Annotated in this window: 18 protein-coding genes; 6 read left to right on the top strand and 12 right to left on the bottom strand. The window is 64.9% G+C overall.

The features are described 5' to 3' along the window. Nucleotides 1-5: 5 nt before the first annotated feature. Nucleotides 6-443 carry a hypothetical protein gene (locus ACOGI7_RS04205; RefSeq protein ID WP_419850673.1) on the bottom strand — a complete coding sequence of 146 codons (438 nt, stop codon included), beginning with the start codon at nt 441-443 and terminating at the stop codon, nt 6-8. 202 nt (nt 444-645) lie between these two features. On the opposite strand from ACOGI7_RS04205, the gene ACOGI7_RS04200 reads away from it, so the two are divergent. Continuing rightward, complete coding sequence (locus ACOGI7_RS04200; protein WP_419850672.1) at nt 646-2,952, top strand: beta-propeller domain-containing protein; 2,307 nt, start codon at nt 646-648, stop codon at nt 2,950-2,952. A 6-nt stretch (nt 2,953-2,958) separates the two neighbouring features. On the opposite strand, the gene leuA is transcribed toward ACOGI7_RS04200, so the two are convergent. From leuA to ACOGI7_RS04180, 4 genes are all read right to left on the bottom strand, one after another. Next, nucleotides 2,959-4,662: a 2-isopropylmalate synthase gene (gene leuA / locus ACOGI7_RS04195; RefSeq protein WP_419850671.1), complete on the bottom strand. Its 1,704-nt coding sequence runs from the start codon at nt 4,660-4,662 to the stop codon at nt 2,959-2,961. Nucleotides 4,663-4,849: 187 nt separating this feature from the next. Further along, nucleotides 4,850-6,430, bottom strand: coding sequence for a phosphoglycerate dehydrogenase (gene serA, locus ACOGI7_RS04190; RefSeq protein WP_419850670.1), 1,581 nt, complete (start codon nt 6,428-6,430; stop codon nt 4,850-4,852). Nucleotides 6,431-6,501: 71 nt separating this feature from the next. Beyond that, nucleotides 6,502-8,415, bottom strand: a complete 1,914-nt coding sequence (locus tag ACOGI7_RS04185) for a S9 family peptidase (protein WP_419850669.1) — start codon at nt 8,413-8,415, stop codon at nt 6,502-6,504. Next, on the bottom strand, nt 8,412-9,593 hold the full coding sequence (locus ACOGI7_RS04180) for a pyridoxal phosphate-dependent aminotransferase (protein WP_419850668.1): 1,182 nt from the start codon (nt 9,591-9,593) through the stop codon (nt 8,412-8,414). The genes ACOGI7_RS04185 and ACOGI7_RS04180 overlap by 4 nt, the downstream gene beginning before the upstream one ends. A gap of 99 nt (nt 9,594-9,692) precedes the next feature. On the opposite strand from ACOGI7_RS04180, the gene serC reads away from it, so the two are divergent. From serC to ACOGI7_RS04160, 4 genes are all read left to right on the top strand, one after another. Further along, complete coding sequence (gene serC / locus ACOGI7_RS04175) at nt 9,693-10,817, top strand: phosphoserine transaminase (RefSeq protein WP_419850667.1); 1,125 nt, start codon at nt 9,693-9,695, stop codon at nt 10,815-10,817. Nucleotides 10,818-10,819: 2 nt separating this feature from the next. After that, nucleotides 10,820-11,380, top strand: coding sequence for a YqgE/AlgH family protein (locus tag ACOGI7_RS04170; RefSeq protein ID WP_419850666.1), 561 nt, complete (start codon nt 10,820-10,822; stop codon nt 11,378-11,380). A 94-nt stretch (nt 11,381-11,474) separates the two neighbouring features. After that, nucleotides 11,475-11,804 carry a type II toxin-antitoxin system HicB family antitoxin gene (locus ACOGI7_RS04165; protein ID WP_419850665.1) on the top strand — a complete coding sequence of 110 codons (330 nt, stop codon included), beginning with the start codon at nt 11,475-11,477 and terminating at the stop codon, nt 11,802-11,804. Continuing rightward, complete coding sequence (locus ACOGI7_RS04160; protein WP_419850664.1) at nt 11,804-12,031, top strand: type II toxin-antitoxin system HicA family toxin; 228 nt, start codon at nt 11,804-11,806, stop codon at nt 12,029-12,031. Before ACOGI7_RS04165 ends, ACOGI7_RS04160 begins: the two co-directional genes overlap by 1 nt. Nucleotides 12,032-12,078: 47 nt before the next feature. Here ACOGI7_RS04160 and ACOGI7_RS04155 read toward each other — a convergent pair whose 3' ends face one another. Next, a complete protein-coding gene (locus tag ACOGI7_RS04155; RefSeq protein WP_419850663.1) occupies nt 12,079-12,354 on the bottom strand; it encodes a hypothetical protein in 276 nt (91 codons plus the stop codon). A gap of 42 nt (nt 12,355-12,396) precedes the next feature. On the opposite strand from ACOGI7_RS04155, the gene ACOGI7_RS04150 reads away from it, so the two are divergent. Then, nucleotides 12,397-13,227 carry an RCC1 domain-containing protein gene (locus ACOGI7_RS04150; protein ID WP_419850662.1) on the top strand — a complete coding sequence of 277 codons (831 nt, stop codon included), beginning with the start codon at nt 12,397-12,399 and terminating at the stop codon, nt 13,225-13,227. 351 nt (nt 13,228-13,578) lie between these two features. Here ACOGI7_RS04150 and ACOGI7_RS04145 read toward each other — a convergent pair whose 3' ends face one another. From ACOGI7_RS04145 to ACOGI7_RS04120, 6 genes are all read right to left on the bottom strand, one after another. Further along, entirely contained in the window at nt 13,579-14,781 is a 1,203-nt protein-coding gene (locus ACOGI7_RS04145) for an HNH endonuclease (protein WP_419850661.1), read from the bottom strand. A 76-nt stretch (nt 14,782-14,857) separates the two neighbouring features. Continuing rightward, nucleotides 14,858-16,606 (bottom strand): GmrSD restriction endonuclease domain-containing protein, encoded by a 1,749-nt coding sequence (locus ACOGI7_RS04140; RefSeq protein ID WP_419850660.1) that lies wholly within the window; start codon nt 16,604-16,606, stop codon nt 14,858-14,860. 135 nt (nt 16,607-16,741) lie between these two features. After that, nucleotides 16,742-17,836, bottom strand: a complete 1,095-nt coding sequence (locus ACOGI7_RS04135; RefSeq protein ID WP_419851452.1) for a tetratricopeptide repeat protein — start codon at nt 17,834-17,836, stop codon at nt 16,742-16,744. Beyond that, complete coding sequence (locus ACOGI7_RS04130; protein WP_419850659.1) at nt 17,829-18,320, bottom strand: cytochrome c-type biogenesis protein; 492 nt, start codon at nt 18,318-18,320, stop codon at nt 17,829-17,831. Before ACOGI7_RS04130 ends, ACOGI7_RS04135 begins: the two co-directional genes overlap by 8 nt. Beyond that, nucleotides 18,317-18,904, bottom strand: a complete 588-nt coding sequence (locus ACOGI7_RS04125; protein ID WP_419850658.1) for a TlpA family protein disulfide reductase — start codon at nt 18,902-18,904, stop codon at nt 18,317-18,319. The genes ACOGI7_RS04130 and ACOGI7_RS04125 overlap by 4 nt, the downstream gene beginning before the upstream one ends. Then, the gene (locus ACOGI7_RS04120) at nt 18,897-20,864 is read right to left on the bottom strand and encodes a heme lyase CcmF/NrfE family subunit (RefSeq protein WP_419850657.1); all 1,968 of its coding nucleotides are present in this window, start codon (nt 20,862-20,864) and stop codon (nt 18,897-18,899) included. The genes ACOGI7_RS04125 and ACOGI7_RS04120 overlap by 8 nt, the downstream gene beginning before the upstream one ends. Nucleotides 20,865-20,868: the final 4 nt, after the last annotated feature.

Raw genomic sequence — 20,868 nt, 5'->3', positions numbered from 1 at the left:
GACAGCTACGTCAGACCGACGGCCAGTATCGAGCCCCAGGTCGGCACTGCGAAGGCCAGCATGGTGAACACCATCGTCCGGGTCTGCTGGGCGAACTGAAGCGCCATCTCCCCCCGAAATTTCGTGAATTCGCCTTCAACCTGGGCAAATTTGCCGTTCATCTCGGTGCGAATGCCAGCGAATCCGGCTTGCATCTCGGAGCGAAGACGCTGTTCGCTGGCCTCGATGGCCTTTTTGTTGGCCTCAATGGCCGCCTTGTTGGCCTCGATGGCCGCCTTGTTGGCCTCAATGGTCTCGTTGGTGGCCTTGAGGTCGGCTTTGGTGGCGAGGTCGTGCCAGTAGACGGGGGGAAGGCTGTCCATCAGAATTTCTGCCTCCTCCTCCCCCAGGATCTCGATCAGACGATTGCGCAGCAAATGGCGCTTCTGCTCACTCAAGGACATTGCCAGCCTCCTCGGATGTCGTTGTCATTAGAGGAGGACTGATCCACGTCCCCGAGTGGTTGTTCGCACCCTACCGCTGACGGCAGAAAGCCACAACCACCTTGGACCCCGAGCTGTCGCTGCCTGTGGGTAGGGTGCTCAGCATGGGTATCTGCGCAAATTGGGAACCCGATGGCGCTCGGGCTTCGTCTTAGAGGACATGATGAAGTTCCTGAAGCTTGTCCATGTCCTGGTTGCGCTGGCATTGCTGGCTGGGGCCTGCTCGTCTGATGGTGGAAACACTCCTGGGATAACGGGGGGAATTGCCGGCGAGCCCGCGGGAGAGGCGACGGCTGGGCCTGATGGGACGTCGGAACCGACGGCCGAGCCTGGTGGGACGTCGGAGCCGACGGTGGTGCTGGACGACATCGAGCTGTTGTCGGCGCTGCGGAGCTTTATGGATTGCGCCGCGCTGTTGGACTATCTGCGGACCGAGACTGTCAGCAGGGTGGGGCCCTATGGGTTGGACGACGGACCCCGCTTCGGCATCCCGGAGCCGATGATGGTTGAAGAATCCGAGATGGCGGCCGATGACTCTGCGGACTTCGCCGCCGATGCCGCGCCTACCGGTGGTGACGGCGACTTCTCCAGCACCAACGTGCAGGTGGCCGGGGTGGACGAGCCCGACATCATCAAGACCGACGGCAACCGCATTTTGGCCGTGGCCCAGGGCCGGCTGCACTATGTGGACGTCTCCGGCAACCAGCCCCGGTACTTGGGCAGCGTCGATTTGGTGGGCGAATCAGCCGAGGGCTGGGGCCAGGAGATCTTCATTCGGGGCGACCGGGCCATGGTGTTCTCCACCAGCTATGGCGACCGGTTGGAGCCGGTGGCGGCCCGCGACCTCGAAGGCGACCACGTCACTGCCGAGGACGTCATCTTCCGGGGCAGCCCGGTGTCGCTGATCCAGGAGGTGGATCTGTCGAACCCGGCCTCTATGAAGGTGGTGTCTGAGCTGCGGGTGGAAGGCAATTACCTCAGCGCCCGGGCGGTGGGCGACGTGGTGTGGATGTCGATGTCCAGCTATCCGGCGCAGTTCCAGTTCGTGTACCCCAGCGGCCCGGCCGCGGAGGAAGCCGCCGAGCGGGCCAACAAAGCGATCGCAGCCACCGCCGAACTGGGCGCCTGGCTGCCGGCCTACCGCTTCGACGGACCGGGCGGCACCCGGGCCGGATTGCTGCCGGAGTGCGACCAGCTCTACACCCCCGCCGAGTTCGACGGGTTCACCGTGCTGTCGGTGCTGAGCTTCAACCTGGCCGAGCCGCTGGGCACCGGCGACGCCGCCTCGGTGCTGGCCGACGGCCACACCCTCTACGGCTCGGGCCAGTCGCTGTATCTGGCTGGCAGCACGCCGGTTCAGGCCGAGCCCGCTGATGACGGTACCAGTGACGTGATCATTCCGGCGCCCTCTGAATGGGAGACGGTTGTCCACAAATTCTCCGTGTCGACCGACGGCCCGGCTCGCTACGAGGCCACCGGCACGGTGGAGGGCCACCTGCTCAACCAGTTCTCCATGGACGAGCACAACGGCTACTTCCGGGTGGCCACCACCATCGGCGAGCCGTGGAATACCGAGACTTCCGAGAGCCAGGTGGTGGTGCTCGAACAGCAGGGCCGACGGCTCACTCAGGTGGGCTTGGTGGGCGATCTGGGCCGGGGCGAGCGCATCTTCTCGGTCCGCTTCGCGGGCGATATCGGCTACGTGGTGACCTTCCGCCAGGTCGACCCCCTCTACGTGATCGACCTGGCCGATCCCACCGCCCCCTCGGTGGCCGGTGAGCTGAAGATCCCGGGCTTCTCCACCTATCTGCATCCCATAGGCGATGGCCTCCTCATCGGCGTGGGCCAAGACGCCGACGACACCGGCCGCACCCGCGGCGCCAAGGTGTCGCTGTTCGACGTGAGCAATCCGGCCGATCCCCGCGAGCTCGACGTGATCGTGTTCCCCAACGCCAACAGCGAAGCCGAGTGGGACCACCGGGCCTTCCTCTACTGGGCCCCCGAGGAAATGGTGGCCATCCCGCTCTCTCGCTATGACCATGAGGGCGACGACGATTTCTTCGGCGCAGTGGCTCTGCGGGTGAACCGCGACGGCGTGGCCGAACTCGGCCGGGTGTCGCACCGAGAGCAGCAGTTCGTGGTCGAGGGCTGCCGCCCAGTGAACAATGGGGAACCCAGTCGCTATCCCACAGCCAGGAACGAGACCCGCATCTGCCCCTTCGAAGCCCCCGACAGTTACGGCGACCAGGACTGTCAGATCTTCTATCCCGGGTGGGTTCGAACAGAGTGGCCCTCGATCGACATCGCCGACGACGAGAAACTCATCATCTGCTGGATATGGGCTCCACCCATCCAGCGCCTTCTCGTGATCGGCGACACCTTATGGACCATGTCCGAACAAGCGCTCCAAGCCAATGACCTCGACACGTTCGAAGTCGAGAATCACCTCCCCCTTGCCTCGACCGAGTGAGCATCCTCACCCCAACCCAGCACAGGCCCGGTTCAGCGCGCTCACGATGGCCCGCATGGACGCAGTGGTGATGTCGGTGTGGATGCCGCAGCCCCATAGCTCGCGGCCATCCACCAGGAGCTCGATATAGGCCACCGCCTCGGCGTCGGTGCCGCCGCCCCGGGCGTGCTCGTGGTAGTCCACCACCTTGACCGGGGAGTCGATGATCTCGTTCAGCCCGCTCACGAACGCGTCCAGCGATCCAGCCCCCTCGCCGTGCACCACCACCTGGTCGTCGCCGGCAGTCAGCCGGGCGGTGACCACGGTGCGGTCGGCCCCCCGGGCGTTCTGGGCCGACTCGTAGCCGTTCAGCCGGTAGGGCTCGTCCAAGTCGAGGTACTCGGTGGCGAACTCGCTGTGGATCTGGTCGGCGGTGATCTCCTCGCCGGTGTCGTCGGCGATCTGCTGGATGACCCGGCTGAACTCGATCTGCATCCGCCGGGGCAAGTCCAGCTGCACTTCGGCTTGGAGCAGGTACGACACCCCGCCCTTGCCCGACTGGCTGTTCACCCGCACCACGTCTTGGTAGGTGCGGCCCACGTCTTTGGGGTCGATGGGGATGTAGGGCACCTCGAACAAGGTCTGGCCACTCTCTTCCATGGCCTCGAACCCCTTTTTGATGGCGTCTTGGTGCGAACCCGAGAAGGCGGTGTACACCAGATCGCCCACATAGGGGTGGCGGGGGTGGATGGGAAGCTGGTTGCAGTCCTCGGCCACCCGGCGCAGCCCGTTGATGTCGGAGATGTCCAACTCGGGGTCCACCCCCTGGCTGAACAGGTTCATGGCCAGGTTCACCACGTCCACGTTGCCGGTGCGCTCGCCGTTGCCGAACAGGGTGCCCTCCACCCGGTCGGCGCCGGCCATGAGCCCGAACTCGGCCGCGGCCACCGCGGTCCCCCGGTCGTTGTGGGGGTGCAGGCTGAGCACGATCCGGTCGCGGCGGGCCAGGTTGCGGTGCATCCACTCGATCATGTCGCCGTAGATGTTGGCGGTGGACATCTCCACGGTGGCCGGCAGGTTGATGATCACCGGCTTGTCGTGGCCGTCGGCCAGAATCTCCACCACCTCGTCGCACACCCGCTTGGCAAAAGGCAGCTCGGTGCCGGTGAACGACTCCGGCGAGTACTCGTAATACACCTCGGTACTGGGAACCTGCGGCTCCAGCGAGCGGCACCACTGTGCGGCCCGGGTGGCGATCTCGGCGATGCCGTCCATGTCGAGGCCGAACACCACCCGGCGCTGGACGGTGGAGGTGGAGTTGTACAGGTGGACGATGGCGTCGGCCGCGCCGTCGATGGACTCATAGGTGCGCTCGATGAGCTCTTGGCGGGCCTGGGTGAGCACCTGGATGCGCACATCTGAGGGGATGGCCTTCTGCTCGATGATCTCCCGCACGAACCGGAAGTCGGTCTCCGACGCGGAGGGGAAGCCCACCTCGATCTCCTTGAAGCCGGCCTCCACCAGGGCGGTGAACATCTTCCACTTCCGCTCGGGGTTCATGGGCTCGATGAGGGCCTGGTTGCCGTCCCGCAAATCCACCGAGCACCACCGGGGGGCGCCGGTGAGCACCGCGTCGGGCCAGGTCCGGTCAATCAGCTTGACCGGCTCGAACGCCTGATATTTGTGGATCGGCATTCCCGACGGCTGTTGGGGGTGTAATCCGGTTTTCATGAAATGGCCTCGATTGGAGTTGACTCACGAAAAAACCCCCTGCCCTTGCGGGTTCAGGGGGTCGGGGCGAGCACCTCTGGGTGCTCGCCCTACAAGAGCAGCAGGTGGGTGTGGATGCGGCTCATCGGTTCAATCCTAGGTCAGCACTCGGTATTTTCCAAACACCTGGGCTGTACCGCCGGGTCGGTCACGATTGGGCTGGGGCCAGGCCCAAGTAGCGGGCAGCCTGTACACCGTCAATGGCCACCAGGGCGTCGGCCACGGCCTTGGGCACCGGCTGAGAGGTGGCGATCACCATAGAGGCGCCCTCCCCAGTGGGCGACTGGCCGACGTCCATGTCGTTGATGTTGATGCCCGCGTCGCCCAGCAGGGTGCCCACCGCGCCGATCATGCCGGGACGGTCCTCGTTGGCGATCAAAATCATGTGGGCGGCGGGCGGCATGTGCAGGCTGTGGTCATCGGCCAGCACCAGCACGGGCTCTTGGCGGGCCCCGGTCAGCCGCCCGCCGAGGCTGTGCCCGGCGCCGCGCACGGTGAGCAGATTCACATGGTCTTTCGATGTGGGCGTGCTGATCCCCCGCACCTCCATCCCCCGCTCCTGGGCCATGGTGAGCGCGTTCACATAGCTGACCTGCATGTCCGACACCGCGCTCAGCAGCCCCTTCACCGCCGACATCACCGCCACCGTGTTGTCGGGCTTGCCGATCTCGCCGATGAGCTCCACCTCCAGCACGTCGGGCAGGCGATCGCACAGATTTCCGAATAGGCGTCCGAGCTGCTCGGCCAGCGGCAGATAGGGCCGCAAAACGTCGGGAACATTCTTGGCCGGCACGTTCACCGCCGCGGGCACAAACTCCCCGGCCAGCCCCAACATCACCTGCTCGGCGATGGCGTCGCCCGCCTTGCTCTGGGCCTCCTCCGTGCTGGCCCCCAGATGGGGGGTGACCACCACCGAGTCGAGGTCGAACAGCGGGGACTCAGTGATGGGCTCGCCGTCGAACACGTCGAGAGCCGCCCCGGCGATACGCCCCGACGCCACTGCTTCGGCCAGATCGGCCTCGTCCACGATGCCGCCACGCGACACGTTGACGATCCGTAGGTTGGGCTTGGCCAGCTTCAACAGCTCAGAGTTGATCAGCCCGACGGTCTCGGGAGTGCGGGCCACATGAATGGTGATGAAATCCGACTGGGCCACCAGCTCCTCCAGCGACACCAGGTCCATCACGCTGTGGAGGGCCACCTCTTCGGATACATAGGGGTCACTGGCAATGACCCGCATGGCGAATCCCATAGCCCGCTCGGCCACCAGCCGGCCGATCCGGCCCAGCCCGATGATGCCCAGCGTCTTGTCGCTCAGCTCGATCCCCTCCCATCGGCCCCGCTCCCACCGCCCGTCGGTTAGCGCGGCGTGGGCCTGGGGGATGTTCCGGGCCTGGGACAAGATCAACGCCATGGTGTGCTCGGCGGCCGAGATGATGTTGGACAAGGTGTCGTTCACCACCAGCACCCCGTGTTCGGTGGCGGCGTCCACGTCCACATTGTCCAACCCCACCCCGGCCCGGCCCACGATCACCAGGTCGCTGCCCGCGTCGAACACCTCGGCAGTCACCTGGGTGGCCGACCGGATAATCAGCGCCTGCACTCCTGCCACTGCCTCCAGCAGCTCGTCGGGACCCATCCCAGTGCGGACGTCAACCTCGTGCCCCGCGTGGCGGAGCTTGGCCACCCCGATGTCAGCGATCTTCTCTGCTACCAATACCCGGGCCATCGGCCCTCAGGATAAACCGCGACCTGTGACCGGCCGGGGACCAATATGCGACGCCCCAGTGAATTTGCCTGCTAGCGGCGGATGGCCACCGGCGGGATGTCGTCGGCCAGGTCGAACCCCAGGATCTGGGCGAAGAATGAGAGTTCGGCTTCCAGCGCGGCCACGATGTTCTCGGCTTTGCGGAATCCGTGCTGTTCGCCTTCGAACAGCAGGTAGGCCACCGGGATCGACCGCTGCTCCAAGGCGGCCACGATCATCTCGGCCTGGTTGGGGGGCACCACCACGTCTTCGGAGCCCTGGAGCACGATCATGGGGGCCTCGAAGTCGTCCACGAAGTGAATCGGCGAACGGGCCTCGTACACCTCTTCGTCCTCGGGGTACAGCCCCACCAGGCTGTCCATATAGCGGGCCTCGAACTTGTGGGTGTCCGTGGCCAGCGCGGCCAGATCGGCGATCCCGTAGCGGCTGGCCCCCGCGGCGAACACTTTGTGGAAGGCCAGCGCGCACAGAGTGGTGTAGCCGCCCGCGCTGGAGCCCCGGATGATGAGGCGGTCGCCGTCCGCATCGCCGGTGCGCACCAGGTGCCGGGCGGCGGCCACGCAGTCGTCCACGTCGCTCACCCCCCACTGGCCCTGGAGAGCTTCCCGGTAGGCAGTGCCGTAGCCGGTGCTGCCCCGGTAGTTCACATCCACCACGCCGATCCCCCGACTGGTCCAGTACTGGATGCCGAGCTGAAGCTGGCTGCGGGCCGCACCGGTTGGCCCGCCGTGGCCCAGCACCAACAGCGGCGGCTTCTCGCCAGCCGGGGCCTGAGCGGTGGGATGGGCCGGGGGGTAGAACAGCCCGTGGGCCTCGGCGTTGTCGGTGGTGGGAAAGGTGATTGGGCGGGGGGAGGACAGGTAGGCCAAATCGACTGCGGACCGGGCCGGCGGACGGATGACCTCGTGCGTCCCATCAATGACATCGATGCGCACTGCGGTGGGCTCCTGGGTGGGCGAGGCGACGATGGCGCAGACGGCATGGGGTCCGGCGGGGCGGACACTGACATACGACGTCCAGGGCAGATCAAGCAGCTCAGGCTCGGAACCATCGGGGGGCACGGCCCACAACTCGCCCAGCGACCCCTGCATAGCCGCCACAACCACCGTGTTGTCGTCGCACACCGCGTAGCTGGGGTCGTCGAATACCCAGGCCGGACGGTGCATCTCGGCGTCGAGCTCGAAGACCGCGACCAGATCGGTGCCTTCTACGCAATAGAGATTCCACCAGCCATTGTGGTCGCTCACCACGTAGAGGCGGCCGTCGGGGCCCCACTGGGGCTCCACCACTGAGCCGATGCCCGCCACCGCGCACTGGCCGTCCACCCACAGCTCGGTTTGGTCCCAGGGCATGTTGGGGTGGTTCCACTGGACCCATGCCAGTCGCTGGCCATCCGGGCTGGGCCGGGGCCAGCCGTAGAAGTCGGCTCCGGTGGCCACTACTTCCGGCTCAGCCGATCCGTCGCCGCTCAGCCGCACAATCTGGTTGGCCTCTTCCAGGGTGCGCCCCTCTTGTTGGGCCGCCCGGGCTGCGTGGTGGTCTTCCCGCACACACACCGCGGCATCACCAAGGGCTCGACCGTCGGCGTAGCGCCATCCGTGGGCGAAGGCGGGCTCGGGCGTCACCGGGCGGGCTGCACCGTCGGCCGACACATACCACAGGCGGCCGTCGGCGTCGTCGCAGGCGTACACCCCGTCGGCGCCGTCGGGCCACCAAGCGCCTCCCCCATAGCTGTGTACCCGGGTCCGCACCGAGGCTGAGCTCCACAGGTCGACGCCGTCGCACACCAGCGCGCTGCGACCCGATTCCGCCGGTCGCGACTCGGTCCACCACATCCGGCCCCGCTGGTGCCACAGACTGACCGGCAAGGCGGCGCCGGCCACCATCGACCGGGCCGATATGGGCGACGGCCAGCTGCCGTAGGGAAGGGTTGCCGGCTCGCTCACTGCAAGAGATCGGCGATGCGGCCGATGCCCTCGCCCAGGTCGTCGTCGCCCAAGGCGAACGAGAGCCGGGCATAGCCGGGGCCAGCAAAGGCCTCGCCGGGCACGATAGCCACTTGCGCCTCGTCCAGGATCCAACCGGCCAACTCAGCGGTGTTGTCGGGCACCCCCGGACGCCCCAGTACTCCCTCAAACGACGGGAAGGCGTAGAACGCACCCTGGGGCTCTAAACAGGTCACCCCGTTGATTCCGTTCAGCATCTTGTGCATGGCTCGTCGCCGCCGGTCGAAGGCCGCTCGCATCTCCGCCACTGCGTCCAAGGGCCCGCTCACCGCGGCCAGCGCGGCCCGCTGCGCCACATTAGACACATTCGAGGTCTGGTGCGACTGGAGGCTCACCGCCGCGGCGGCGGCGTCGGGAGGGCCGATCAGCCAGCCCACCCGCCAACCGGTCATGGCGTAGGTCTTGGCCACGCCGTTGAGCACCAGGCAGCGGTCGGCCAGATCGGGAACCACCACCGGCATGGAGCAGAACTCGTGGTCGTCGTAGGTCAGGTGCTCGTAAATCTCGTCGGTGATTACCCACACGTCGTTGTCGGCGGCCCACCGGCCGATGGCCTCCACCCGGTCGCGGGGGTACACCGCCCCGGTGGGGTTGGACGGCGACACGAACACCAGTGCTTTGGTGCGGTCGGTGCGGGCCGCCTCGAGCTGGTCCACAGTCGCCATGAACCCGTCGTCGGCTGTGGTGGGCACCTCCACACTCATCCCCCCGGCCAGGGCGATGGCCTCGGGGTAGGTGGTCCAGTACGGCGCGGGCAACAGCACCTCGTCGCCGGGATCCAGCAGGACAGCGAAGCCGTTGTACACCGCGTGCTTGCCCCCGTTGGTCACCACCACCTGCGACGGCTGTACTTCGTAGCCCGAGTCGCGCATGGTCTTGGCCGCGATGGCCTCCCTCAGCTCGGGCAGGCCCCCGGCCGGGGAGTATCGGTGGTTCTTCGGGTCGTCCACCGCGGCTCGGGCCGCGTCCAAGATGGCCGCCGGGGTGGGAAAGTCGGGCTCACCGGCCCCAAAGCTGATCACCGGCGCCCCCTGGGCCTTCAGTGCCTTGGCCTTGGCGTCCACCGCCAGGGTGGCCGAGGGGGCAATCGCGGAGATGCGCTGGGATATGCGAGCCATGAGCGCAGCTTTTCACACCGTCGCCGGGAAATTGGTGCTTAATTCTCAGACCCCCAAGCAACGCCGAAAGCGGGCTCATGCTGGGTAACGTTGGAGGTCGTGAGCAGCGTTGCCCAGACCGCCAATATCCCCATTCCCTCCGACCTTCTGCCCGAAGACGGCCGCTTCGGCAGCGGGCCGTCCCGAGTGAGGCCCGACGCCGCCGCCGCTTTGGCCGCGGTGGCCGACGACTTCCTCGGCACCAGCCATCGCAAGTCCACCGTGAAAGACGTGGTCCACCGGCTCCGGGCCGGGGTGGCCGAGCTTTTCTCCCTTCCCGACGGCTATGAGGTGGTGTTGGGCAACGGCGGCACCACCGGTTTTTGGGACGCGGCGGTCTTCGGTCTGATCGAGGCCCGCAGCCAACATCTGAGCTTCGGGGCGTTCTCGGCCAAGTTCGCGGCCGGGGTAGCCGGCGCACCACATCTGGAGGCGCCCGAGATCATCAGCTCGGAACCCGGCACCCATCCCAATGCGGTGGCCAACCCCGATGTCGACGCCTACGCCCTCACCCACAACGAGACCTCCACCGGAGTGTCGATGGAGCTGCGCCGCCCAGCCGCCGACGGCTTGGTGTTGGTGGACGCCACTTCAGGGGCCGGAGGGTTGCGCTTCGACCCCGCCGAGACCGACGTGTACTACTTCGCCCCCCAGAAGTGCCTGGCCGCCGACGGAGGTCTGTGGCTGGCCTGCTGCTCGCCCGCCGCCGTGGAGCGCATCGAGCGGATCGCGGCGTCCGACCGCTGGATCCCCCCGTTTTTGGACTTGGGCGTCGCCCTGGGCAGCTCCCGCAAAGACGAGACCTACAACACCCCGGCGCTGGCCACCATTTTCCTGGCCGTACACCAGGTGGAGTGGATCAACGAGAACGGCGGGCTGGAGTGGGCGGCAACCCGCTGCGACCAGTCGGCCGACATCATCTACACCTGGGCCGAGAGCCGCGGCTTCACCACCCCGTTTGTGTCTGACACCGCTATTCGCAGCCATGTCGTGGCCACCATCGACTTCGACGGAGTGTCGGCCGACGAGGTAGCCGCTGTGCTGAGAACCAACAGCGTGGTCGACGTTGAGTCGTACCGGGCGCTGGGCCGCAACCAGCTCCGGGTGGCCCTCTTCCCCGCCATCCCCCCATCGGATATCGCCGCGCTGTGCGGCTGCATCGACTACGTGGTGGAGAATCTGTAGCAGTGGATGCTGGGGCTGACACCACCGGAAAGCTGTTGGTGGCCACCCCGCTCATCGGCGACGGGAACTTCGAGCGAACGGTAGTGCTGATGCTGGCCCACCAGGAGGAGGGCGCCGCCGGTGTGGTGCTGAACCGTCCGTCGGGGATGCTGGTCAGCGACGCCCTGCCCCAGTGGGCCCCGCATCTGGCCCCGCCGTCCACCATGTTCATCGGCGGGCCGGTGTCCAACGAGTCGGTGGTGGCTCTGGCCCGAGTGCGACAAGACCCCGACCAAGGATGGTGGACCCCCGTGCTCGGCCTGGTGGGCACCCTCGATCTAGAAGCCGACGCCGACGAGGTGGCCAACGCAGTAGACGGAGTCCGCCTGTTCGCCGGCTACGCCGGCTGGTCCCCAGGACAGCTCGAGGATGAGATCGAATCCGGCGCCTGGTTCGTGGTCGACGCCCACCCCGACGACCTCCTTACCGAAGACCCTGGCGACCTCTGGCCCGCCGTACTCGCCCGCCAGCCCTCCCCCATCTCCTGGTTCACCCACTACCCCACCCACCCCAGCCACAACTGACTGTCGGAATGGGTCACCTCGGTTCCCGTGCCCTGCTCAATTGGCCATAAATGCATGTTGTTGCATGAAATTGCCGACAGTAGGATGAGCGCATATGACCCAGAAGCCTGACCCTGTTCACGCTTTCCCCACAAGAACTCCAACGCTGTCGACAAGTGTTCCGACAACTCCCGTAGCCGACGAAAAACTCGTTCGTCAATGGATTGCCGCGGCAATTTCTTGTGCAGTGATCCGCGACATCCAAGATGACGGAGGCATAGAAGCCACAGTGGAAGGCGTTCAGGGCGCTTTGGGCTACGGATATTCGCACGAAGAAGCCATGCAGAGCTTGGAATCAGCGTTGTTTGATTGGGTCTCAATCAAACTGAGCAAGTCCGACAAGGACATACCCCCAATGGGTGGAATTGAACTCAACCAACTCTAATGGGTCAGAGACTGGCTCCGATAAGCCGAGTCAAACTCATTCAGCGATTCAAGAATCTCGGTTGGGAAGGCCCATTCAAGGGGTCCAAACACGACACGATGTACAAGGACGGCGTGGCCATCACCATCCCCAACAATCATCGATCCGAAGACATAAGCGTTGGACTTCTAAGGACAATCTTGAGAAACGCTGGAGTATCCAGAGAAGAGTGGTTCCAATCGCGTTGAGATCATGCTAGAGGCACATGAAGACTTGAGATGACGCGGTGAGTGGGTCAGTTCAGACCGTGTTTGTTGCGAACCCGCTCGGGCAGTGCTTGCACCTTGGCTTGTATCTCGGCGAGTTCTTGGCGGGCTTCGTCTCGTTCTGCGCGAATACCGTCTCGCAGCAGTTCCACTTCTTCGGTAAGCGCAGTCATGTCGTCTCTTACAGCCTTGATTGTGTGCTGGTCGAAAACGGTTCCGGCCGCGGCAACCGTCGCTTTAAGCGCGGCGATAAGCTCCGTGACGAGTTCCCCCACTGGGCTCAGGGCTTCAACGGTGGCGTGCAACGCCGTTATCCTCCGCTCATTATGCGAATAAGCCCACTTTTGGTGTCCTTGACGGTTGTGCTCGTCTCCTGCTCCACAACCGACTCGTCCGCCGGCCAATACACCGCCATCGCAGCAGGCGGTCTCCATTCGTGCGCCATAAGGGCCGATCAGACCATCGCCTGCTGGGGCTGGAACGATGACGGGCAGGCCGATCCGCCGACAGGCCAGTACACCGCAATCGCAGCAGGTGTTTCCCATTCGTGCGCCATAAGAGCCGACCAAACCATCTCCTGCTGGGGCGACAACCTTTTCGGGAAAATCGATCCACCCGCAGGCCAACACACCGCCATCGCAGCAGGCAACTCCCACTCGTGCGCCTTAAGGACCGACAACGCTATCGCCTGCTGGGGTACCTATGCCGCCGGTCTAGCCGATACGCCCACAGACCAGCACACCGCCATCGCAGCAGGCAGCCGCCATACGTGCGGGCTGCGAACCGACAGCACCATCGCCTGCTGGGGCGACAACTGGGCCGGGCAAGCTGATCCACCCATAGGCCAGTACACCGCCATAGCAGCAGGCAGCGACCATTCGTGCGCCGTCCGAGCCGACGACACCATCGCCTGCTGGGGTTGGAACGGCTACGGGCAGGCCGATCCGCCCGCAGGCCAACACACCGCCATCGCTACAACCGCCTTTCATTCGTGCGCCATAAGAGCTGACCAAACCATCGCCTGCTGGGGCTTGAACGATGACGGGCAGGCCAATCCGCCCGCAGGCCAACACACTGCCATCGCAACCGGCCACTACCATTCGTGCGCCATAAGGGCCGATCAGACCATCTCCTGCTGGGGCTGGAACGATGCCGGGCAGGCCGATCCCCCACAGTAAACCAATGTCCGACCAGGGGCTCGTCGTCTGCACCGACAGAGCTAGGCGCGACCCATCTCCTTAGCCGATGCAGCAGCGCCCACGTCCGAGGCCCTCGAACGTGGGCGCTGCTGCACACATTGGCCGAATTGCTGCCCCCTTCGGAGTGGGCAAACTCGCCAAGGCAATTGATTCCGACCCTGGCTATGTCTCCAGACTGCTAGAAGCAACCAGCAACGAATTGCTGATTGGCCAGAGACCGCGAGGGCCTGTTGAGCACATCGGGTGGAAGCCCATTCTTCACCAGATGTCGGCGAGCTTTTCTCTGCTCCGCCTCTCGCATTTGATGCGCTACCAACTTACTGCCCTTGATCAGCAGCGTAGAGGTGGACTCCCACTTGTCTCGGGCGGCTTTTGCCAGGGGGGTCGGAGGTAGTTGCGACGGGTGTCGGGATGTTTTTCGACTGCCCAGTTGTTGTGGTGAATCTTGTCGTGGCAAGAGTGGCAGACCAGCACGAGGTTGTCGGGTTGGGTAGGTCCGCCGTGTTGCCATTCGACGATGTGGTGGGATACGCACCATTCAGGCCCTGCCCGACAGCCCACGCAGCCGCCGTCGCGGGCTTCGAGGGCTGCTCGGAGGGCGAAAATCGGGTGACGGCTGGTGGTTCCCATCCAGATGGGCTCCGTGTCGGCCTCCCGAAACAGACCGCAGAGGATGTCAGCGTCGCAAGCCAGCGTGTGGGACTCCGATGGCGGGAGCGGAGTGCCGTCAGCGAGGCGGGGGTTCCCCATCTTGTTGTCTACGAGGTCGTAGTCGGCCATCAGCACCAGCGTGGTGCCCTGGGGCTGGCCATTGCCGTCGCCATTGGCCTGGCGGGTGATCAGCTGCTCAAGCGCATCGGCCCTGCGATGCTTGTGCGAGATGTGCTCTTTGCCTCGGCGACTGTTGTCGAGGCGCCAATCGGCATCAGTCTTGGCGCACATCGCTTTGCGGATACGGGCCGCCGCGGTCGGGTCGAACAAGGCGAACAGCTGCCACATCCCGTCGTCGCGCTCAGAAAAGCTAGCTGTGCGAGCCTGGCGCTGACGCTCCCGGCGGGCCTCCCCATCGTCACCGGCCAACTCGCTTTGGTGGTCCCGCATCGTCTTGCGGAACTGATCCGGCGATTCAGCCTCCGCGGCGGCCAGCATCTTCTTCTCATTCAGCGGACCGTTCTGCGAAGCGGTGCCCATGATCCGGGCGTGCTCCGGTGTAATCCGGCTATCCATCAACGCATCCCGGGTTGCTGCCAGCTTCTCAAGTTGCGCGGCCTCGTTCATCGTTTTGCGAGCCTGATGCGACGACATCCGCAACCCGCCCAACAACCCATCCACCGTGTCGCCCACCCGAGACCGGCGCTTCTTTTCCGCCACCACCTCGGAAATCAACCCAGCGACCCTGCTTTGTACCCGTCCCAACGCCCGCAACCGAGCATCCAAACCAGCCGAGTCCAGTCCCCGCACATCCACCGCCGCCAACACCGCAACATCAACACCATCAGCAGCGTTATCCCTGGTCAAAGCCTCTACAGCCATGTCACAAGTCTACCGACACCAGTGACAACTTGATCCTGGCTAGGGCAGCCACACACCCATGGTCGTGGCGCCACAACTAGGCAACAAGGGGACTCTCATCGAGAACCGCTGAACGGTTGGCTGGCTTACCCATCGCCTCTTCGATCTGGGCAACAAGCCGCTCGAATCGAAGGTTGAAGAAGGACTTGAAGTCGTTCCGGCGCAGTGCTGGCGAGTCCACGTCATGCGACTGCAAGATTGCATCAAGCTCAATTGGATCCTTGACATAGCGCTCCTCCAACCTCTCCAGATACTGACTCGGTGCATCCCCTCCGATGATCCTGTTAATCGGGGAAGAGGTGATGCACATCAATGTTGTGTTCAAAATAGGCATGCACATCGATTGGCTTTCCGGTACGGAAGTCCCTGCCACCGCGCAGCATCTGTGAAGGGCGTACAGGCCCTTGTAGGCCGCACTGTTTCTCGTGCGCAGCGTCAGCAGACGCGTGTCTTGGAACTGCGCTTCTTCAATCGTGCGCGGTGTGGAAACACCTTCGCGAATCCAGGCGACGACGTCTTGGAGATCATTGGCAAACCGTGTCTCGGTGACACCCCCGTACATTTCGCCAAATACGCCGCACCAGAACCACTGGCGTAGCTGCTGGGACGATGCATAGCCATCGGCCTCGTGTCCGAGTTGGGCGAAGATCGCGGAAAGGGGCACAAGCTGGGTCGTGTAGGGCAGATCGCGCGCCGAGAAGATGTGCTCTGAATGCAGAAATTGTGCTGCCCTTAGTACGGCCTCCTCAGCAACTTCAGCCCACTTCTCATAATCAGCCAAATTGAGGAGCAGCACGTCCTTTCGTTTGCAGGAGACTGCCGGAGCGCGTTCGCCTTCCTGCCCACTCGCGATGTGTCTGGCTCGCGCTTCGAACGTGGAGAGCAGCGTTACAACCTGCAAGAAATCCGTTGCTGAGAATTGACCCAGAACCGGGTGTTCATCGAACTTCTGCTTGCGTGTATTCCAGTTCTCGCGGAGATTGAAATCACTAGCGGCGAACATCGCTGTAAGCAGCTCGAACACAGTGAGGGATACGCCTCCAGTGTTGACCTTTTCGAAGACCTGGCAGACAGCCTCCTTCGGTGTGAACTTGGCAAGTTCAATGGCTGGCACTTGGTAGGAGGTGAAGGGCTTGATTACTTCCTCGGCGAACCGCTTCCAATTCTCCAAGCGCTCGGAAGGCTCCCTCGGCCCGTCGGTGAGATACGCCATCTGCCAGTCCATCGTCGCGCTCCCGTCGAGGACGATGTCCAATGGAAAGTGACCAGCCGCAATTTCGGCCTCTCGTGACGACAAGTCCAGTACTACTCGTCTGCCAAAGTCGGTGGTGACTTTGCGATCTTCGGGCACACTTACAATGCCATCGTCCTCGCGACTATCAAACTCATCGATGCAGGCATCGATATTCGCATAATAGTGGCGGAGCATGTCTTGGCCCCGGGCGTCACGGGTCGGTACTGCTTTCGGAGAGTGTAGGGCCAGGAATAGCGACGTAATCCGTTGCTGGCCATCAAGGAGCATAAATTCTGGCTCCAACTCACCGCCCACCTCGACACCCTCCAATAGCCGAGGCCGAAACTTCACATCTGGATTGCCGGTACGAAGAGTCATCACCGCACCGATTGGATAAGAGAGTGAAATGGACGCCAGCAAGCTCACAATGTGGTTGTCATCCCAGACCCAACCGCGCTGAAAGTCCGGGAGTTGGAGCCGACCGGTTGCCGCCATGTTAAGAAGATCCAATAGCGGCTTCTCATTGCTTTCGAACTTCTTCTCCTGCTCCATTCAAATCTGCTCCCGTAGCTAGATGAACCTGTTAGATGCCAAGAGGCCGGGTGGTACTAGTTGCATCTGGCAGTACTTCACGAATCCGACAGAATTCCGGCATCAACCAAGTACTTCGGGGGGATTCGGAGCTTGTCAGCCCAGTCGGGCGCGCAAGTCGGCGGATAGGCGGGCGATCTCAGGTGGGGGGTTGAGGGTGTCCAGGTAGTCGAGGTCGGTGTGGGCTTGGTCGGTTTGGCCGAGGCCGATGGCCAGCCAGGCTCGCCAGAGGCGGGCCTCGGGGTGGTTGGGGGCGGCCGCTACTGCTTGGGTGAGGCGGCGGGCGCCTTCGGCGATCTGATCGTCGAGGCCGGTCTGGGTGAGCATCACGCCGCTGTAGGTCAGGGCTCCGGGGTGGTCGGGGTGGTCGGCCAGGACTGCCTCGTATACCCGCAGCGCCAGTGCCGGGTCGCCTTGGTTGGGAGTGGTGGGGTCCCACAGGGCGCGGGCCGCGGCCACGGCATCGTCGGGGGCTAGTCCGAGATCAGCGAGGGACCGGAACTGTTCCTGGGCCTGCAACGCGATCTGACAGAGGCCGATGTTGGTCCTCAGGCCCTGGGTTTCCACCAGTTGGGAGATGAACTCGGGGGGATCAGCGGCATCGAAAGCGGCGATCTCCTCTGCCGCGCCAAAGCAGTCGCCAGTGCGGTACAGCAATATGGCGCGAAACGCCCGGGCGTCGGGATAGTCGGGCGCGACAACCACCGCATCGGCGAGGACATCGGCGGCCTCGGCCTCTCGACCCTCCAACGCTAGGAACCACCCCTTGTAGGCCAGCGCGGTTGGGTTCGACGGCGACCGCTCCAAGACCTGGTCGTAGATGGCAATGGCCTCCGTCAAGTCTCCGGCCGCGGCCGACTCTTCGGCGTTTCTCAAGAGGCCGGGCACACTGGTCACCGCGTCGTTCCCGGTGATGGTGTCCCCCGAATGACGCGACCCCACCGCTCGAGCCAAGAACACCCCGGCCACGACACCCACCACTACCAACCCCGCCACCACTGCGATCAGCTTGCCCCGCCCCCGGCCATCTGACACTTCGGATTGCTCCTGATCGCCCCGAAGCGCCTCAGCCGCCTTGCGGGTATAGCTCCGGCTTAGAGCCTGATGATCCTCCTGCTCCAGGTCACCCGCGTCCAACTCCTCGTCCAGATCATCCAGCGACTCCAGCCAAAACTCCCACTCATCATCCATCACGCCGCTCTCTCATTCCAGCTCGGGCAGATTCAACCAGGGCGCGGTCCTGATCCGAGACTTCTTCACCAGTCATGCTCGCCCGCCGCCACCGGCTCAGGGTCACCGCTAGCAGCCCCACACCGACCACCAGCCCCACCACCGGAATGACCCATACCAGCCCGCTCACCCCCGAGGTCGAGGGCGTCAGGATCACCCAGTCCCCGTAGCGCTCAGCGAACCGGGCCCGGATGTCGTCGTCGCTGTGCCCGGCCACCACCAGACGCCCAATCTCGGCTCGGATTTCCCGGGCGATGGCCACGTCCGACTCCACCACCGACTGCCCTACACACTGGGGGCAAGCAATGGTGGCCCCGATGTCGTGGGCCCGCTCGGCATTGGTGCGGTCGTCGCGGCCGTCCACCACCCCGAACACCAGCATGGTAGCTACCGCCACACCTACCAGGAGCCACGACAAGATCACCTTTCGGCGCCGGGAGATCACAACGGCGCCCCTGCCCGCCCAAGCTGGGCCTCAAGCCCGTCCAGGGTCACGCCGCCAGTGAACTTGGACACCACCCGCCCGAAGGGATCCACCAGATAGGTCTCCGGCACCGCGGTCACTCCGAAGTCGATTGCTGTTCGGCCGGTGTTGGTGATCACCACCGGCCAATCACCACCCCGCTCGGCGAAGAACTGGGCAATGACGTCCACTTCATCCTGGAAGACCACGCTCACCAACCGGACATTGGCCTCGCCGCGATAGCGGTCGTGGAACGCCACCAGCTCGGGGTGCTCCACCACGCATTGCACGCACCAGGTGGAGAAAAAGTTGACCACTACCCATCGGCCTCGCTGCGCGGCCATGTCGAAGCTGCCCCCGTCGAGGGTCTCACCGGAGAACTCTGGGGCGAAGTCGGGCACCGGCGGCCCCCTCCGGTCGCGCTCCGACACCGCCAACACCACAACCAGGACCGCAGCCAGCACGCCGACGGCTAGCACGACCCATCGAACCGTTCGCAGCCGCGGCGGCTGGTCGGGCTGATCGGAATCGACCGGCTGGTCAGCGGGCTGCGACGGTTCAGGCAACCGGCACCTCGCGGTCTCGAAGGGGAACTCCCGGCACCGGCGCCGACACCGGCTGCGTGGGCGAGCGGCGGCGGCCGGGGAAGGCCGAGAACACCGCGCCCAACAGCATGATTGCGCCGCCGATCCACAGCCACAAGGTCAGGGGCTGCACGGTCACCCGCAACCCGGCCGGACCATCAGGCCCGTCGGGCAGGTCCAGCACCGCCACTTGGATGTCGCGAACCGGCGACGACTTGGTGCCGGGCGTGCGCACCACGCCGCCGTTGGCAAACCGGCTCACCCCCGGGCGCACCACCGAGCCGTCCACCAGCACCACCGCCTCGACTTTGGTCTTGTTGTCGAACACCTTCTCCTGGGTGCCCACATACACGATCTCGTGGCCGTTGACGTAGGCCGTCTGCCCTGGCTCCACGGTCAGCTCGCTTTGGTGCAGGTAGCTGTTGCTGGCGGCCAGCGCCACCGCCACCACGACCACGCCGATGTGCACCACCATGCCGCCGTTGGCCCTCCCCACCAGGCCTCGCCAGCCCTGCCGTCGGGTGGCCAATGCCAACTGGCGCACCGCTGCGCCCCCCGCAAAGCCGGCCAGGCCAAACGCCAGCAGCGGGGCCAGTCCCCGAGCCCCCACCAGCAGGGCGATCAACAGTCCGGCCACCGCCGCCCACCCCGGCCACATCAGGCGCTCCGACAGCCGCTCGGCGGTGGTCTTGCGCCACGGCAGCACCGGAGCCACCGCCATCAGGAACAGCAGGAGCAACCCGACCGGCATGGTCATCCGGTCGAAGAACGGGGTGCCCACGCTGATCCGGTCGCCGTTGAGCGCCTCCACGATCAGCGGGAACACCGTCCCCAACAGCACCACGAAAGCGAACACCCCGAACAGCAGGTTGTTGGCCAGAAACGAGGCCTCTCTTGACAGGGCCGAGTCGATCTGCCCTGGCGAGCGCAGTCGGTCGCCCCGCCAGGCGATGAGCCCCACGGTGGCCACCACCACGATGGCGAAGAACACCAGCAGCGCCGGTCCCACCGCGTCGGCCGAGAAGGCGTGGACCGAGTCCACCAGCCCCGAGCGGGTCAAGAACGTGCCCAAGATGGTGAGAGCGAACGTGGCGCACACCAGCGACAGGTTCCACACTCGAAGCATTCCCCGGCGCTCCTGCACCATCACCGAGTGCAGATACGCGGTGCCGGTGAGCCACGGCAACAGCGAGGCATTCTCCACCGGGTCCCAGCCCCAATAGCCGCCCCAGCCCAGAACGTCCCACGACCACCACGCCCCCAGGATGATCCCCGCGGTGAGGAAGGCCCAGGCGAACAGGGTCCAGCGCCGGGTCTCCACCAGCCACCCCTCCCCCAGCCTCCCGGTGGCCAGCGCAGCCACCGCGAAGGCGAAGGGCACGGTGAACCCCACATAGCCCAGGTACAGCATCGGAGGATGTACGGCCATCAGCCAGTGGTTCTGCAGCAATGGATTGGGACCGGGGCCGTTGTAGCCCGGCGGCACGTCCACCCTCCGGAAGGGCTGGGCCAGGTCGAGGTTGGGCCAGTTGAACATCAGCACGAAGAAGAACAGGCACACGATGAACAGCACGGCCATGGCCCAGCCCACCAGCGGGTCGTGCATGCGGTGGCGGAACTTGGTGGCCACCAGCACCAGATACCCCGCCAGGATGAGCGCCCACAGCAGGATCGAGCCCTCCAGCGCAGCCCACAGGGTGGCCACGTTGAACAGCGCGGGGGTGGCGTGGCTGCCGTTCTCGGCTACGTACGACACCGAGAAGTCCCGGGTGATGAGGGCCCGCTCCATGGCGAACACCGACAACGCCGCCCCGCCCAGCACCAGCCAGGCGCAGAGCTGCACCCGCTGGAGTTGGCGGGCGGCCACCATGAACAGCCCGATGGCGGCAGAAGCCATCGCCACCGCGATGCCCAAAACCCCCAGGGTTATGTTCACGTTCACGGCC

It is taken from the genome of Candidatus Poriferisocius sp., assembly GCF_965204145.1.
Classification (GTDB): domain Bacteria; phylum Actinomycetota; class Acidimicrobiia; order Acidimicrobiales; family Bin134; genus Poriferisocius.
This window is presented reverse-complemented; position numbering and strand designations above follow the sequence as displayed.